Source organism: Mycobacterium sp. NGS26 (assembly GCF_059813025.1).
Genome location: NZ_JCALDU010000004.1, coordinates 376,866 through 392,201, shown reverse-complemented (window position 1 = coordinate 392,201; position 15,336 = coordinate 376,866). Strand labels below are relative to the sequence as shown.

The window sequence follows — 15,336 nt, the reverse complement described above, 5'->3', positions numbered from 1 at the left end:
CAATGTCAAAAAGAGGTTTCGTCCGCGGCCGCCGCAAGCCGCCGCCGAGCGTTCCGCCGGTGCGGGTCGCCGTCGCCGCGCCGCTGGCGCTGCCCGAGCGGGAGCCGCGCAACATCCTGCTGATGATCGCCGTGCCGGCGCTGCTGGTCGGGATCATCGGCACCCTGGTGGTGATGTACGCCTCAGGAATCCGTTCGTTGCAGTCCGGCTTCTTCCCGATGATCGGGCTGGTCGGTTTCGGGACGCTGATGTTCAGCGGCCGCTTCGGCCGGGGACGCCGAATCACCTGGGGTGAGCAGGAAAAGCAGCGCCGCAGCTATCTGCGCCAGCTCGACGAGGACCGCGAAGAAGTCCAGCGCGCCGCTCAGGAACAGCGGCGCAGCCAGCTGTTCGTGCACGGCGACCCGCAGAAGCTGGACACCGTCATCGGCGGTCCGCGGATGTGGGAGCGGCGCCCGGGTGACCCCGACTTCCTCGACGTGCGCCTGGGGATCGGCGTGCAGCAGGCCAGCGAATCGGCGGTGTCGCTGCAGTGGCCCGACGTGCCCATCGGCGAAGAGCTCGAACCCGTAACCGGCGGCGCGCTAAGGGATTTCATCCTCGAGCAGAGCAAGATACGCGGCATCGGCAAGGTGCTGAGCCTGCGGTCGAAGCCCGGGTTCAGCTTCATCGGCGACGATCCCGGCGAGCTGCACAGCTTCGCCCGGGCGATCCTGTGTTCCCTGGCCGTCTATCACGGCCCCAACGACGTCAAGCTCATGGTGGTCACCCGCCACCCCGAGCTGTGGTCCTGGATCGTGTGGCTGCCGCACAATCAGCACGACGAGATGTTCGACGCGTGCGGGCTGCGCCGGCTCGTGTTCGCGTCGCCGACGGAACTGGAAGAGGCGCTCGACCCCGAGCTGCACCGCAAGGGTCGCGGGCCGTGGGCGCCGCCGGTCGGGACCAGCCCGACGTCGATGCCGTCGCCGATGGAGTCGGCCCCGGGCCTGGCGCTGGGCCCGCACTGGGTGATCGTCGACGACAACGTCGGCACGCCCGAGCAATGGGAGGGTGTGACCGGCCAGAAGGGCATGGCCGGCATCACCGTGTTGCGGCTGGCGACCCGACCGGGCGTCGGCGTCGGATTCACCGACGACAGCGAGCGTTTCGGGCTGCGCGAGGGCAGGCTCACCCACCGCGGCACCTTCTACGCGGTGGCCGACATGCTCGCCGAGAGCACTGCCAACCGGTACGCGCGGGCGCTCGCGCGCTGGTCCCCGATGACCGCCGGAGAGTTGTCGGAGACCGACAGCCAGGGCGGCGAACTGCTGCGCGCGTTGGGGATCAGCGACCCGCGGGAGCTCGACGTCGACAGGCTCTGGGCCGAGAGCCGCGGCCGCGGCGACCACAAGTGGGCGATGGTGCCCGTCGGCGTCAAGCAGGGTGGCGAGCTGCAATACATCATCCTGCGCGCGAAGGACTTCGGCGGCTTCGGGTTTCACTCGGTCGTGATCGGGACGTCGGGCTCGGGGAAGTCGGAGTACTTCCTGTCGTTGTGCAGCGGGATCGCGCTGACGCACTCGCCGGAATCGTTCATCGTGATCTTCGTCGACATGAAATTCGAGTCGGCCGCCCAGGACCTGCAGGGGTTCCCCCATGTCGCGGGTTCGTTGTCCAACCTGGGCAAGGACGACCGGCATTTGGCCGAGCGGATGCGCAAGGCGATCAACGGCGAGATCGCCAGGCGTTACCGGCTTTTCAAGGAGGCCGGAGCCCGCGACGCCAACGAGTACGAGGAGATGCGCCTCGCCGGCAGGGACCTGGAGCCGGTGCCGATCCTGCTGGCGATCATCGACGAATACCTCGAGTTGTTCATCCACCACCCCGAGTGGATCGATCTGGTCATCCACATCGGCCAGGAGGGCCGCGGCTGCAACGTCTTCTTCACCCTCGGCGGCCAGCGGCTGGATCTGTCATCGCTGAGTAAAGCCAAGAGCAACATCGCATTCCGCGTCGCCCTGCGCGCGGAGACCGCGGAGGACTCGCGCGACGTGATCGGCAGCGACGCGGCGCTGCACCTGCCGTCGAAGGAAAACGGGTACGCTCTGCTCAAGGTCGGACCGCGCGACCTGGATCAGTTCCGGTGCTTCTACGTGTCGGCGCCCTTCGTGGTGCCCAAACGGGTGGTCAACGTGAACAAGACCGTGGCCGTGAGCTTTTCGCAACCGCGGGCGTTCACGTGGGCGTACCAGCCGCTCAGCGAGGCGGACGCCGCGGCCCTGGCCGTCGCGGACGAGCCCGAGGAGCCCGACGAGTTCCTCTTCCACGCCGACGGCTTCCGCAAGAAGAAGCTCGTCGACATCATCCGCGAGTCGCTGAGCTCCCACCCCGCGCGCCCACCGCACCAAATCTGGCTTCCGCCTTTGGAAGTCAGCGAGCCCATCGACGCGCTCGTCGGACGCTGGCGCGGCAAGCCATGGCACGTCGACTACGGGCAGAACCCGGGACTGGTGTTCCCGGTCGGCATCGTGGACATTCCCGAGGAGCACGACCAGCGGGTGCACGCCATCGACGCCGAGATGGACAACATCATGGTGGTCGCGACCGCGCAGCGCGGCAAGTCCACCACGCTGATGACGTTGATGGCGTCGGCCGCGCTGATGTATCGGCCCGAGCGGGTCACGTTCTTCGCGGTCGGGGCGTCGTTGTATCCGGTCGAAGAGCTGCCGCACGTGGCGTCCGTCGTCAGCCAGACCGACACCGAGGGGGTGTCGCGGACCATCGCCTCGGTCGAGGGGCTGATCCTGGCCCGCGAGGCGTCGTTCAAGCAGTACCAGATCGACATCTCCGAATTCCGGGAACGGCGGTTCGGCGGCGCGGCGGCGGGCGGCGGCACCGACCCCGACGACAAGTTCGGCGACGTCTTCCTCGTCGTCGACAACTTCAGCGACCTGTACGAGAAGAACACCCCGCTCGGGGACCGCCTGATCGGGATCGCTCGCCAGGGCCTGTCCTACGGCGTGCACGTCATGACCAGCGCCACGGCGTGGTTGGTGGGGCAAAAGCAGCAGTTGGTCAACGTGTCGAACGCGCGCATCCAGCTGCGCTTGAGCAACCCCGACGAGACCCAGATGGGTGAGGGCTTCGAGCGCAGGAAGGCCGCCCGCAACACCCTGGACCGCCCCGGCTTCGGGGTCACCCGGCAAGGCCACGAGCTGCTCGTCGGGGTGCCGGAGCTCACGTCGGCCACCGGTGAGCGGGTGGCGACGCGTGACATCGGCGCGGTCATCGCCGACGTGACCGGCGCGGGCCGGCTGGAGAGGTTGGCGCGACTGCCCGAGCGGGTCGAGCTCGGCCAGATCATCGGCGCGTTCGCGGCCACCGCCGAGGCGGCCGACCCGCTCAACATCCCGTTTGCGATCGGCGAAAGCGCGCTGCAGCCGGTTGCCCTGCCGGCGCGAACGCTGCCGAACATGCTCGTCCTGGGCCGCCAGCTGTGCGGCAAGACCACGACGCTGGCGGCGTTCGGACAGGCGATCATGAGCCGGTTCGATCCCGAGCAGGCGCAGATCACCATCGTCGACCCCAAGACATCGCTCATCGGCAAGATCCGGGGTCCGCATGTGCGCGCGTACGCCTACACGGCCGACGACATCGACGAGGTGATCGAGGGGCTGGCGGCCGTCCTGCGCGACCGCCTCCCACCCTCGGGCCTGAGCCAGGAGGAGTTGCTGAGCCGCAGCACGTGGGAGGGCCCACAGCATTTCATCCTGATCGACGACGAGCAGGAGCTGCGCCCGCACGGGGTGATCGGCAAGAACGCGGCCACCGCGCCGCTGTGGGGACTGATGGAGCGCAGCCGCGAGATCGGCCTGCACGTGATCGCCTCCCGGTTGCCCGGGAACTGGGCCGGGGTGTCGGTGACCAATCCGTTCGTGCAGAAGATGACCAGCTCGCGGGCGCCCACGCTGTTCATGGACAACGACCCGGCGGCGGTGAAGGTGTTCGGCAGGGTGAGCGCCCAGCAACTTCCCCCCGGCCGTGGCCTGCTGGTCACGACCGACGGGGCGATGGAAGGGGTGCTGGTCGGAGAACCCGAATGGGGTGACCCGGGCGGGGCGGCCGGTAGCTCCAGTTAATGGAGCTGGCGGGTGAGTCGACACCCACTGGTGACCACCATAGAATCAGGCAATTCCGCGCGGTTTCGCCGCGGACACAACATATGGGTGGGAAGCTCGGGCATTGGGGGTATATATCCCCCTGCGGGTGGACCGGGCACTTAATACACGGAGGCAGAAATGACATCGTTCGGCATGGCTCCGGGGGCCGTCAACTTGTCGTCGGCCGCGGAGGCTGGGATCAGCGAGGAGATGGCGGCTACCACAGCGGCCGGAGCCGCGGCACTCACCGGCGTGATGCCCATGGCCACCGACGCCGACTCGGCGGAATTCGCGGCCGCGCTGAACGCCGCTGGGGCCGCCTACCTGACGACCGCGGGCGAGCACGTCGGCCAGCGGGCCGCCTTTTCGGGCGCCCAGGGTCTGGCGTCTGCCACCACCGAGGCCACCGAGGCGGCGCGCGCGGCCGCCAGCGCCCTATAGCCCGTAAGCCGTAAGCACCAATGGCCGACCCCAGATTCAGCGGTCCCCCCGAAACGGTCGCGCTGATCTTCGAGGCGGGCAGCCCGGCGTCGGTGATCGCCAACAACGCGGTGTGGGTCGCCGAAACCGCGAACAAGGAATTGGCCGCCGGCCTGTCCACCGTCAACGCCATGGCCACGGCCGCGAACTGGCAGGGCGCCGGCGCGGTCGCGTCGCTGGTGGCCAACACCGGACTCAACGTCGGGCTGCACACCCTGGTGGGGTGGACGGCGCACAAGATCGGCGTCACCCAGGCCGCGGTGGAGGCGTTTACCATTGCGCGGTCATCGGTCATCCCGTCGGTGATGTCGATCAGGAATCGCGTCGAGACCCAGGCGCTGTACGACACCAACTTCATGGGGATCAACGGCCCGAACATCGTGGCGCACGAGTCCGAGTACCACGGCGGTCACTGGCCGCACAATTCCAGGGTGGGCTGGCTCTATTCCGCCGCCCTGAGCGCGTTGACCGCCGCGCTGGCCGTTCCCCCACCGGTCGCGCCGATGGGCGCGTCGCCCGCCGCCCCGGCGGCCGCGGGTGAGGCCGTCGCCCAAGCGGCGGCGCAGAGCGGGATGAACAACGCGGTGCAGGCGTCGGGTCAGGCCACCCAGGCCGCGGGGCAGGCGGGTTCGGCGCCCGCCGATGCCGGCGGCCAGCTCAGTTCGATGTTCGGCCAGCCGATGTCGATGGTGTCCGGGATGACCCAGCCGCTGCAGGAGGCGTTCAAGGCGCCGATGGACGCGTTTCAAAGCGTCGGCAGCATGCCGCAAGGGTTCCTCTCGTCGATGACCGGGATGTTCTCGGCGGCCGGGGCGCCGAACGCTTCGGCCGGCGCCCTCGCGGAACCGGTGCTGGCCGGCGGCGGGGCCGCGGGGGGTGCGGGCGCCGCGGGCGTCGGCGGCGGGGTCGGAGCCGGCGGCTTCCCGGGCGCCGCGCTGACTAGCTACACCCGCCCCACCAGCAGTTTCGAGCCGGAGGCCGGCGGCCGCCCGACCAGCCTGCGCGCCGGCGTTCTCAACGCCGCCGACGTGCGCGGGCCCACGACGTCGACCGGGATGGGCGGGACGCCCATGCCGATGTCGCCGGCCGGCATGCTGGCGCGCGGGACCGGTCCGGAATCGGACAAGGACGCCGTGACGCGCGCCCGCGTCGTGGTCGGCGGCGACAGGACGGACCCGCAGGACGCGTAGGTCGCGCTCAGCGACCGGGGCCCGGTGGGCCGGCAAAGGCTTGCGCGATCTCCAGCCAACGCTGGGCGTCCGCCCCGTGCGCCGCGACGTCCAGCGCGCTCAGCGGGCGCCGCTGGGTGACCAGGAAGCAGAAGTCCTCGGCGGAGCCCGTGACCCGTTGGGCCGCATCCGGCGGTCCCCATGACCACGTGTCGCCGCCGGGTCCGCGCAGCTCGACCAGGAACGGCTCGGCCGGCGGAGCCAGGTTGTGGACGGCGAACGCGTAGTCGCGGGTGCGAACCCCCAGGTGCGCGATCGAGCGCAGCCGCTCGGAGGCGGGCCGGGTGACGCCCAGGGCGTCGGCGACGTCGAGCCCGTGCGCCCAGGTCTCCATCAACCGCGCGGTCGCCATCGAGGCCGCGCTCATCGGCGGCCCGAACCACGGCAATTTGCGCCCGTCGGCCACCGTCAGCAGCGCCTCGTGCAACCGGCCGCGGGTCGCCCGCCAGTCGGCAAGCAACTCGGCCGGCGCCACGCCCGCCAGCTCCTCTGCGGCGGTGTCGACGAAGCCGACCGGATCCGCCGCCGCGGCGGCCAGCACCTCGGCGAACGCGGCCTCGTCGGTCACCGCGGTCAGCGCGACCCGGTCGGTCCACAGCAGGTGTGCGATCTGGTGCGCGATGGTCCAGCCCGGCGCCGGCGTCGGGTCCGCCCAGCGCTCGGCCGGAAGGGGCGCCACCAACGCGTCGAGATCGTCGCTTTCGGCGCGCAAGTCGGCCACGATCGGCCCGGGTCCCGCCATCATCGCCCCACCTTAACGGCCGCCCACCGGCTGGCCCCGCCGGCCGACGACGCCGTGAACGACCAGCCCGAGCAGATACAGCGCCGACCCGAAAAGCACGAACCCGGGCGCATGCCCGTCTTGCGGAATCACGGTCGCGGCCAGCGTGATCGAGGCGATGAACGCGACCCAGAACAGCGCATCCTGCACTGCGAACACGTGGCCGCGCAGCGCGTCGTCGACGTCGATCTGCATCGCCGAATCGGCGCACAGCTTGATCATCTGGCCGGTCACGCCGAGCAGCAAGCTGCACGCCACCATCACGGGCAGCCACAGTCCGGCCCCGGCGAACTCGATCAGCGCGGCCGCCGTCAGCGCGCCGTTCGCCGCCGCATAGCGCCCCCACCGCCGCACCGTGGGCGGGGTCAGCACCGTCGCCAGGAAGGACCCCAGCCCCGAGGCGGCGAAGAACACCAGCGCGATGCCCAACCCGCCGACAGCCGGGTCCTTCGTGTGATGCGCCAGCAACAGCAACACCAGCGAGTTGATGCCGACCACCATCCGGTGCGCGGCCAGGCCGGACAGGGTGGCGGCCACCGTCGGGTAGCTCACGACCGTGCGCGCGCCGTGCAGCCAGCCGGTGACCACCGCGTAGACGGCCGACCCGTGGATCGCACGCCTGGTGTCGTCCGGGCCGAGCACCCGGGGGGCGAACCGCCACGACAGCAGCAACGCGGTCGCCACCGGGATCGCGTCCAGGAAAATGACGACCGACGCTCCCCGATCGCCGGCGCCGACGATATAGCGGGGCACCAGCATGAAGTTGGCACCGAGGAAGGCCGCGATCGCGCCCGCCGCGGTGGCCACCGAGTTCATGGTCACCACCTGTTCACGCGGAACCACATGCGGCAGCGACGCCGACAGCCCCGATGCCACGAACCGGCCCAGGCCGTTGGCGACCAGCGCCGCAACGAGCAGCGGCATTTCGCCGGCCCGAACCGCCAGGATCGTGCCGATCACCGCGATCAACATCAGCCGGCCGATGTTGGCGCCGACGAGGACCAGCCGGCGATCCCACCGGTCCATCAGCGCCCCGGCGAACGGCCCCAGCAGCGAGTAGGGCAGAAACAGCACCGCGAACGCCCGCGCGATCGCCATCGGGTCGGCGGCCCGATCGGGGTTGAACAGCAGCGCCCCCGCCATCCCCGCCTGGAAGAGGCCGTCACCGAACTGGCTCGCCATGCGCAGCTGCAGCAATCGCCAGAAATCCGGCAGGCCGCGCACCGACCGCCAGAGTTCGACGCGTGCTCGCGTGCGCATCCGGGTTTGAGACACAGAACCGACTTCCACGATCGGGGCTGGCAGGGGGCCGTCGAACTCGACGCCGCTCTAATAACATTACAAATGCGACTGGGGCGGGCCCGTTTCCACCGGACGATGCCGCGGGAATGCGATGATGGTGCTGTGCCGCCCGAAGATCCAGAGGACCATGTCGCTCCCGCCGCGCAGCGGGTGCGCGCGGGTACGTTGCTGCTCGCCAACACCGACCTGCTCGAACCGACGTTTCGGCGCAGCGTGATCTACATCGTCGAGCACAACGACGGCGGCACACTGGGTGTGGTGCTCAACCGGTCCAGCGAGACCGCGGTCTACAACGTGTTGCCGCAGTGGGCCAAACTCGCCGCCAAGCCGAAGACGATGTTCATCGGCGGGCCCGTCAAGCGTGACGCGGCACTGTGTTTGGCGGCGTTGCGAGTGGGCGCCGACCCGGACGGCGTGCCGGGCCTGCGGCATGTGGCCGGCCGGATGGTGATGGTCGACCTGGACGCCGAGCCCGACCTGATCGCGCCCGTGGTGGAGGGAGTGCGGATCTTCGCCGGATACTCGGGCTGGACCATCGGTCAGCTCGAGGGCGAGATCGAGCGCGACGACTGGATTGTGTTGTCCGCCTTGCCATCCGACGTTCTGGTCGGGCCCCGGGCCGACTTGTGGGGGCAGGTGCTGCGCCGCCAGCCGCTGCCGCTTTCGCTGCTCGCGACCCACCCGATCGACGTCAGCCGCAACTAGCGCCGCTCAGTGGCAGGACTGCGTGCACAGGGCGCAGTCGCCGGCGCAGCCGGACGCGGCCGCTTCCTCCCGGTGCAGCGCGAAGCGCGCGCTCTGCCACGACCCGGCGGCGAGTGTGCCGAAAGCGCCTGCGACACAGACGATCAACACCACCAGCGCGGTTTGTGGGGACGCGGCCAGCGCCACCGCGCCGCCGGCGGCCAGCATTATCGCGGCGGCCAACTGTGTCGGCGCCAACGCGCGCAGCGCCAGCTGCGTGGTGCCGACGGCCCTTTGCGACAGCGACCAGGTCCCGAACCCGGCGGAGGCCACCGCCGCGCACACGCACACCACGCCCGCGATCAACATGGGCATCACAATACGAGTCCCGCCGTCAACCCGCGCGCCGGGTTCCACAGGGCGCGCGTCGGCGCTGAATCAGCGCTGCAGGAAGCTGAAGTTCGGCAGCGGCGGCAGCCCGGGCACCAGGGTCAACAGGTTTGGCCTCGGCTGCGCCGCGGGCGGTTGCCCCGCCGCCTGTCCGGGCAGCCCGAGGGGAGCGGTACCGGCCGCCTGCCCGGGAAGCCCGACGGGTGCCGCCCCGGTGGGGGTCTGCCCGGGTAGCCCGACGGGGGAGTGTTGCGGCGCCTGCGCCGGAACCCCGGCCGGGGGGCTGACCGGGGCCGGTGCGGGCGCGGCCGTCGCGGCCCCGGGCGCGGTCACCCGGAACCCGTTGATGATGGCGTCGGTGGCCGGGGCGTCGGCGACCGCCTGCGAGCGGTCGGTAGTCACCGACAGCGACACCAGGTACCGGTCGTGGCCGGACGTGGCGATGACGTTGCGCCGCGAGGTGTTCAGCAGCATGTCGCCGTCACGGTACGTGCCCTCCATGACCGAGGACGGGAAGCCGCCGAAATCGGCCATCGAGGCGTTGGTGGTCTGCCAGGCGAGCAGTTTCTGGCTGTCGACGTAGCCGTGCGTGATCGCGTCCCTGGGATCGAAGTCACCGACCAGCTTGTACACCACGACCTGCGCGTTCGATGTGTAAACGCTGTTGCCTTGCCGGTCCGCGATCACCGCGAACGCGTCGGGCACATTGGGATCGGGCACCTGCGTCCAGCGCGGCGGCACCGGCAACGTGATGTCGAGCGCCTTGAACCCCTGCGGTTTTTGCGGCTCGAACCTGACGCCCTTTGCCTGCAGGTACTCGCGGATCGTGCCGGAGCCCGCCGGGGTCACCGTCGGCGCCGGGGCCGCGGGCGGGGCCGCCGGGGTCACCGAAGGCGGCACGACCGGGCTGGCCGACGGCGGGGAGGCGGTGAATCGGTTCCCGTTGAGCGCTCCGGGACTGATGACGTTCTGGGGCGCCGGCGCAGCGACACCCGGACCGGCGGGCGCGGGTGGGGGTGCCGGGACCAAGGGTTCCGCCGAGGCCTGGGCGCCCGAAAAAACCGCGACGCCGATCAGGCCGGCGACCAGACCCCCTAAGACCCGACAATTCGGGGTGATCTGACTCATGGCTCGGTCCTTCCCAGGTCCATCCCAACGACTCAGGCGTTAGTACAGAGGCTGACTGTAACCAGTGGTCAAACGCGGTGAACAGGCCCGAAACACACCTGGGATGAACCTCTGACCCGTGCGCAACGCAACCGAGATCAACCTGTGGCCGACGGGGGCGGGACGCCCGCCCTTATACCCTGTTCAGGTGACCGAATCCCCGATCGCCGCGGCCGGCAGCAACCCGGCCGGTGCCCCGACGGACTCCGATGCGCCGCCACACCGCTACACCGCGGAGCTGGCGAACCGTATCGAAGGCACCTGGCAGGACAACTGGGCGCGGCTGGGGACGTTCAACGTGCCCAACCCGGTCGGCTCGCTGGCCCCCGCCGACGGGTCCCCGGTGCCCGACGACAAGCTGTTCGTGCAGGACATGTTCCCCTATCCCTCCGGCGAGGGACTGCACGTCGGACACCCGCTGGGCTACATCGCCACCGACGTCTACGCCCGATACTTCCGCATGACCGGCCATAATGTGCTGCACGCGTTGGGGTTTGACGCCTTCGGGCTGCCCGCCGAGCAGTACGCCGTGCAAACCGGCACCCACCCGCGCGCCAGGACCGAGGCCAACGTGGTGAACTTCCGGCGTCAGCTCGGCCGGCTGGGCCTCGGCCACGACAGCCGGCGAAGCTTTGCGACCACCGACGTCGACTTCTACAAGTGGACCCAGTGGATCTTCCTGCAGATCTACAACGCGTGGTTCGACACCGCGGCCGGCAAGGCGCGCCCGATCGCCGAGCTGATCGCCGAATTCGATTCCGGCGCACGCCGTCTCGAAGACGGCCGGGACTGGACAGCGCTGTCGGCGGGGGAGCGGGCCGACGTGATCGACGGCCACCGGCTGGTCTACCGGTCCGACGCGATGGTCAATTGGTGCCCGGGCCTGGGCACGGTGCTGGCCAACGAGGAGGTCACCGCCGAGGGCCGCAGCGACCGGGGCAACTTCCCGGTGTTCCGGAAACGCCTGCGGCAGTGGATGATGCGCATCACCGCCTACGCCGACCGGCTGCTCGACGATCTCGACCTGCTGGACTGGCCGGAAAAGATCAAGACGATGCAGCGCAACTGGATCGGCCGCTCCCGCGGCGCCCAGGCGCTGTTCTCCGCGACCAAGACGAATGGCGAGGTCACCGACATCGAGGTGTTCACCACGCGGCCCGACACCCTGTTCGGCGCCACCTACCTGGTGCTGGCCCCGGAACACGACCTGGTCGACGAGCTGGTCGCGCCCGCCTGGCCCGACGGGGTGGACCCGGCGTGGACGTTCGGGGCCGCCGGCCCGGCCCAGGCCGTCGCCGCGTACCGCCGCGCCATCGCGGCGAAGTCGGACCTCGAGCGCCAGGAGAGCAAGGACAAGACCGGCGTCTTCCTGGGCAGCTACGCCACCAACCCGGCCAACGGAAAACCCGTGCCGATCTTCGTCGCCGACTACGTGTTGGCCGGATACGGCACCGGGGCCATCATGGCGGTCCCCGGCCACGACCAGCGCGACTGGGAATTCGCCCGCGAGCTACACCTGCCGATCGTGGAAGTCATTGCCGGCGGCGACATTTCGGAGGAGGCCTACACCGGCGACGGCGTGCTGGTGAACTCCGGCTACCTCGACGGAATGGACGTGGCGGCGGCGAAGGAGGCCATCATCGCGCGGCTGGAGGCCGACGGCCGCGGCCGTGCGCGCATCGAATTCAAGTTGCACGACTGGCTTTTCGCACGACAACGGTACTGGGGTGAGCCGTTCCCGATCGTCTACGACAGCGACGGGCGCCCGCATCCGCTCGACGAGGCCGCGCTGCCGGTCGAGCTGCCCGACGTGCCCGACTACTCGCCGGTGTCGTTCGACCCCGACGACGCCGACAGCGAGCCGTCGCCGCCGCTGGCCAAGGCCACCGATTGGGTGCACGTCGAACTGGACCTCGGCGACGGCCTGAAGCCCTATACCCGCGACACCAACGTGATGCCGCAGTGGGCGGCCAGCTCCTGGTATGAGCTGCGGTACACCGACCCGCACAACCCGGAACGGTTCTGCGCCAGGGAAAACGAGGCGTACTGGATGGGGCCGCGGCCGGCCGAACACGGCCCCGACGACCCGGGCGGCGTCGACCTGTACGTCGGCGGCGCCGAACACGCGGTGCTGCACCTGATGTATTGCCGGTTCTGGCACAAGGTGCTCTACGACCTGGGTCAGGTCAGCTCCCGGGAGCCCTACCGCCGGCTGATCAACCAGGGCTACATCCAGGCGTTCGCCTACACCGACGCCCGCGGGTCGTATGTGCCGGCGGAGCAGGTGATCGAGCGCGACGGCCGCTTTGTCTATTCGGGGCCCGACGGCGAAATCGAAGTTTTTCAGGAATTCGGGAAAATCGGTAAGAGCCTGAAGAACTCGATATCGCCCGACGAGATCTGCGACGAGTACGGCGCGGACACCCTGCGGGTGTACGAGATGTCGATGGGACCGCTGGAGGCGTCGCGACCCTGGGCCACCAAGGACGTCGTCGGTGCCTACCGTTTCCTGCAGCGGGTGTGGCGGCTGGTGGTCGACGAGGACACCGGCGAGACCCGGGTGGTCGGCGACGCCGGCCCGCGGGAGCTGGACACCGAGACGCTGCGGGCCCTGCACCGCACCATCGCGGGGGTGACGGAAGACTATGCGGCACTGCGTAATAACACCGCGGTGGCCAAGCTGATCGAGTACACCAACCACCTCACCAAGGAGCACCGCGACGCGGTGCCCCGCGCGGCGGTGGAGCCGCTGGTGCTGATGTTGGCGCCGCTGGCCCCGCACATGGCCGAGGAGCTGTGGCTGCGGTTGGGCCACACCACCTCGCTGGCGCACGGCCCGTTTCCGGCGGCCGACCCCGCCTATCTCGTCGAGGAGAGCGTCGAATACCCCGTGCAGGTCAACGGCAAGGTGCGCGGGCGGGTGGTGGTGGCGCCCGACGCCGGCGAGGACGTCCTGGAGGCCGCGGCGCTGGCCGACGAAAAGGTGCAGGCGTTCCTGGCGGGTGCCACCCCGCGCAAGGTGATCGTGGTGCCCGGCCGGCTGATCAATCTCGTCGTCTAGCAAGGCCTATCGCCGGCCCGGCCGGATCACCACCTCGTGGACGTGGCCGTCGGGCGGGGTGGCGACCACGTTGGCCACCACGGCCGCCACGGTCTCGGGCCGCAGGAAGTCGGCGGGGTCGTACTCGCCGCCTTCGAACGCGACGAGCTCGCGCTGCATGCCGGTGTCGGTGCGGCCCGGATATATCGTCGTCACCCGCAGCTCCGGCTCGTCGTCGCGCAGCGAGTCGGCGAACGCGCGCAGCGCGAACTTGCTGGCCGAATAGGACGCCATGCCCGACGACACCTTGCGGCCCGACCCGGAGTTGACGAACACAACCTGACCGCGGGCGCTGCGCAGCGAGGGCAGCAGCGCCAGTGTAAGAGCCACGGCCCCAAAGACATTCACGGCGAAGGTGGCGCGCCACTCGTCGACGCTCGACTCGGCGACATGGCCGGGGATGGAAACGCCGGCGTTGTGCACCAGCACGTCGAGCGCGTCCACGACCTCGCAGCTGGACCCGATGGCGTCGCCATCGGTCAGGTCGAGCGGAAACGTTGTGGCGTCGAGCCGGGCCGCGACGGCGTCCAGCCGGTCGGACGGGCGACCGGCCAGCAGCAGGGCGTGCGTGGGCGCCAGCGCGGCGGCGATGGCGGAACCGATGCCGCCGCCGGCCCCGGTGATCAGAGCAGTTGGCATGCGACCCAGCTTACGGGCATCGCCAATGATGTTGGGAATCAGCCCTTTTCACGCCCGCTTGCGTGCCGACGATTCGCCTTCCCCGTCGTGCACCGCTTCGCCGAAGGCCAGCCGCTCCAGCGGCGCCAGCGCCTTCGCCAGGGTGTTCAGGTCGGATTCGTCGAGCTGGCTGAGCATCGCCGCCAGGGCGGCGTGCCGGTTGGCCAGGGACTCGGCATGAACGGCCCGCCCGCGCGGGGTGATGTCGACCAGCACGGCGCGCAGGTCCGACGGGTCGCGCGAGCGCTTCACCAGCCCGATCTTCTCCAGCCGACGGATCGCCACGGTCGTGGTGGGGGTGCGCACCCGCTCGTGTGCGGCCAGGTCGGTCATCCGGATGGGTCCCTGTTCGAGCAGCGTGATCAGGATGGAGAGCTGTGCCAGCGTCAGGTCGCCGGCCACCACGCCACTGGGGTCCCCGCGGCGCAGGATGGAAATGAGTTTGGACAGCGCACGGTGTAACCCTTCCGCAAGCTCCGTCACCTCGGGCGCGGTGGAAGTGTCCGCCATAGTTTGGCAGTCTAACCGGATATCGGGTGCGGACAAGATGGCTATTGGCGACTTTGTTTAGCCCGCATCAAAGTCACGTCGGAAAGGAAACTTTGCCGTCATTCATAATGTCGGCGGGTGCGTTCAGAGCATGATGGACGGCTCGGCGCTCGCCGGTTCGGCGCCGGCCAGCGCCCGAAGAGGCCCCGGAACAACGGTTTCGGCCGGGGTGAACACCCTTCGCCGGAACAGCTCGGACAGCATGGTCTGGGCCATCACGTAGGAACGGCCGACGCACGCGGCCCGCGCGGCTTCCGAGTCACGCCGGTGGATGGCGGAGGTTTCGTCCTCGTAGAACGGCAGCATGCCGTCGCGGCTGTCCTGGTAGGTCATCCAGAACACCCGCGGGATGAGGTTTTGCGAGGCGCGGATGGTGGCGTGCAACCGCGGGCCCGCGTACTCGTCGTTGATGGTGCGCCGGTATTCCGCGGCGAATTCGGAAAAGGCCCGCGCGTCCTTTGCGGTGCGCAGCGATCGCAGCAGCGCGTCGAGTTGGCCCAGGATCCGCGGCGTCGGGTTGGTGGCCGCTCGCGCCGACGCGATGCCGTTCAGCAGGCCGTCGAGTTCGTGGTGCTCGAGGACGGTGGCCTCGTCGAACCGCTCGACGAACGCGCCCCGGTGATAGCGGGTGGAAACGATGCCGTCGTGTTCGAGTTGCACGAGCGCCTCTTGAATGGGGACGCGACTCACTCCCAGGCCCACCGCGATCTCGTTGCGGTCGACGCGGTCACCGCTGCGCAGCTTCCCGGTCAATATCAGGTTGAGGATGTGGTTGACAACCTGATCTTTTTCTTTGACCCCGTATTTCTTCGGCATCGGTCTCTTTTCCCACGA

Annotated in this window: 12 protein-coding genes; 5 read left to right on the top strand and 7 right to left on the bottom strand. The window is 69.7% G+C overall.

All coding sequences use genetic code 11. From position 1 onward, the window contains the following. Positions 1 to 2: 2 nt before the first annotated feature. The 3 genes from eccCa (at position 3) to AC5Y6X_RS16205 (ending at position 5,812) form a co-directional block, all read left to right on the top strand. Positions 3 to 4,121 (top strand): type VII secretion protein EccCa, encoded by a 4,119-nt coding sequence (gene eccCa, locus AC5Y6X_RS16215; RefSeq protein WP_499987520.1) that lies wholly within the window; start codon positions 3 to 5, stop codon positions 4,119 to 4,121. Positions 4,122 to 4,280: 159 nt separating this feature from the next. Beyond that, positions 4,281 to 4,583 (top strand): PE domain-containing protein, encoded by a 303-nt coding sequence (locus AC5Y6X_RS16210; protein WP_499987518.1) that lies wholly within the window; start codon positions 4,281 to 4,283, stop codon positions 4,581 to 4,583. A 20-nt stretch (positions 4,584 to 4,603) separates the two neighbouring features. Continuing rightward, positions 4,604 to 5,812: a PPE domain-containing protein gene (locus AC5Y6X_RS16205; protein WP_499987516.1), complete on the top strand. Its 1,209-nt coding sequence runs from the start codon at positions 4,604 to 4,606 to the stop codon at positions 5,810 to 5,812. A 7-nt stretch (positions 5,813 to 5,819) separates the two neighbouring features. Here the strand turns inward: AC5Y6X_RS16205 and AC5Y6X_RS16200 are convergent, their stop codons facing one another. Next, a complete protein-coding gene (locus AC5Y6X_RS16200) occupies positions 5,820 to 6,593 on the bottom strand; it encodes a TIGR03084 family metal-binding protein (protein WP_499987515.1) in 774 nt (257 codons plus the stop codon). Positions 6,594 to 6,605: 12 nt separating this feature from the next. After that, positions 6,606 to 7,892 (bottom strand): MFS transporter, encoded by a 1,287-nt coding sequence (locus AC5Y6X_RS16195; RefSeq protein WP_499987513.1) that lies wholly within the window; start codon positions 7,890 to 7,892, stop codon positions 6,606 to 6,608. 117 nt (positions 7,893 to 8,009) lie between these two features. On the opposite strand from AC5Y6X_RS16195, the gene AC5Y6X_RS16190 reads away from it, so the two are divergent. Beyond that, positions 8,010 to 8,639 (top strand): YqgE/AlgH family protein, encoded by a 630-nt coding sequence (locus AC5Y6X_RS16190; protein ID WP_420715850.1) that lies wholly within the window; start codon positions 8,010 to 8,012, stop codon positions 8,637 to 8,639. Positions 8,640 to 8,645: 6 nt separating this feature from the next. On the opposite strand, the gene AC5Y6X_RS16185 is transcribed toward AC5Y6X_RS16190, so the two are convergent. Together AC5Y6X_RS16185 and AC5Y6X_RS16180 are read right to left on the bottom strand one after the other, a co-directional pair. Beyond that, entirely contained in the window at positions 8,646 to 8,987 is a 342-nt protein-coding gene (locus tag AC5Y6X_RS16185) for a hypothetical protein (protein WP_499987511.1), read from the bottom strand. Between the two features lie 69 nt (positions 8,988 to 9,056). Beyond that, positions 9,057 to 10,136 carry an LpqN/LpqT family lipoprotein gene (locus AC5Y6X_RS16180; RefSeq protein WP_499987510.1) on the bottom strand — a complete coding sequence of 360 codons (1,080 nt, stop codon included), beginning with the start codon at positions 10,134 to 10,136 and terminating at the stop codon, positions 9,057 to 9,059. A 187-nt stretch (positions 10,137 to 10,323) separates the two neighbouring features. Between AC5Y6X_RS16180 and leuS the strand changes: the two genes are divergently transcribed. After that, entirely contained in the window at positions 10,324 to 13,236 is a 2,913-nt protein-coding gene (leuS, locus tag AC5Y6X_RS16175; protein WP_499987508.1) for a leucine--tRNA ligase, read from the top strand. 6 nt (positions 13,237 to 13,242) lie between these two features. Here leuS and AC5Y6X_RS16170 read toward each other — a convergent pair whose 3' ends face one another. From AC5Y6X_RS16170 to AC5Y6X_RS16160, 3 genes are all read right to left on the bottom strand, one after another. Beyond that, positions 13,243 to 13,914 carry an SDR family oxidoreductase gene (locus AC5Y6X_RS16170; protein ID WP_499987506.1) on the bottom strand — a complete coding sequence of 224 codons (672 nt, stop codon included), beginning with the start codon at positions 13,912 to 13,914 and terminating at the stop codon, positions 13,243 to 13,245. A 48-nt stretch (positions 13,915 to 13,962) separates the two neighbouring features. Continuing rightward, positions 13,963 to 14,463 carry a MarR family winged helix-turn-helix transcriptional regulator gene (locus AC5Y6X_RS16165; RefSeq protein ID WP_499987504.1) on the bottom strand — a complete coding sequence of 167 codons (501 nt, stop codon included), beginning with the start codon at positions 14,461 to 14,463 and terminating at the stop codon, positions 13,963 to 13,965. Positions 14,464 to 14,586: 123 nt separating this feature from the next. Next, on the bottom strand, positions 14,587 to 15,318 hold the full coding sequence (locus tag AC5Y6X_RS16160; protein WP_499987502.1) for a GntR family transcriptional regulator: 732 nt from the start codon (positions 15,316 to 15,318) through the stop codon (positions 14,587 to 14,589). Positions 15,319 to 15,336: the final 18 nt, after the last annotated feature.

Coding starts and splice junctions, on each gene's coding strand:
- eccCa (WP_499987520.1), top strand. CDS start 3: ATGTCAAAAAGAGGTTTCGTCCGCGGCCGCCGCAAGCCGCCGCCGAGC.
- AC5Y6X_RS16170 (WP_499987506.1), bottom strand. CDS start 13,914: ATGCCAACTGCTCTGATCACCGGGGCCGGCGGCGGCATCGGTTCCGCC.
- AC5Y6X_RS16205 (WP_499987516.1), top strand. CDS start 4,604: ATGGCCGACCCCAGATTCAGCGGTCCCCCCGAAACGGTCGCGCTGATC.
- AC5Y6X_RS16180 (WP_499987510.1), bottom strand. CDS start 10,136: ATGAGTCAGATCACCCCGAATTGTCGGGTCTTAGGGGGTCTGGTCGCC.
- AC5Y6X_RS16160 (WP_499987502.1), bottom strand. CDS start 15,318: ATGCCGAAGAAATACGGGGTCAAAGAAAAAGATCAGGTTGTCAACCAC.
- AC5Y6X_RS16165 (WP_499987504.1), bottom strand. CDS start 14,463: ATGGCGGACACTTCCACCGCGCCCGAGGTGACGGAGCTTGCGGAAGGG.
- AC5Y6X_RS16195 (WP_499987513.1), bottom strand. CDS start 7,892: ATGCGCACGCGAGCACGCGTCGAACTCTGGCGGTCGGTGCGCGGCCTG.
- AC5Y6X_RS16190 (WP_420715850.1), top strand. CDS start 8,010: ATGCCGCGGGAATGCGATGATGGTGCTGTGCCGCCCGAAGATCCAGAG.
- AC5Y6X_RS16185 (WP_499987511.1), bottom strand. CDS start 8,987: ATGTTGATCGCGGGCGTGGTGTGCGTGTGCGCGGCGGTGGCCTCCGCC.
- AC5Y6X_RS16210 (WP_499987518.1), top strand. CDS start 4,281: ATGACATCGTTCGGCATGGCTCCGGGGGCCGTCAACTTGTCGTCGGCC.
- AC5Y6X_RS16200 (WP_499987515.1), bottom strand. CDS start 6,593: ATGGCGGGACCCGGGCCGATCGTGGCCGACTTGCGCGCCGAAAGCGAC.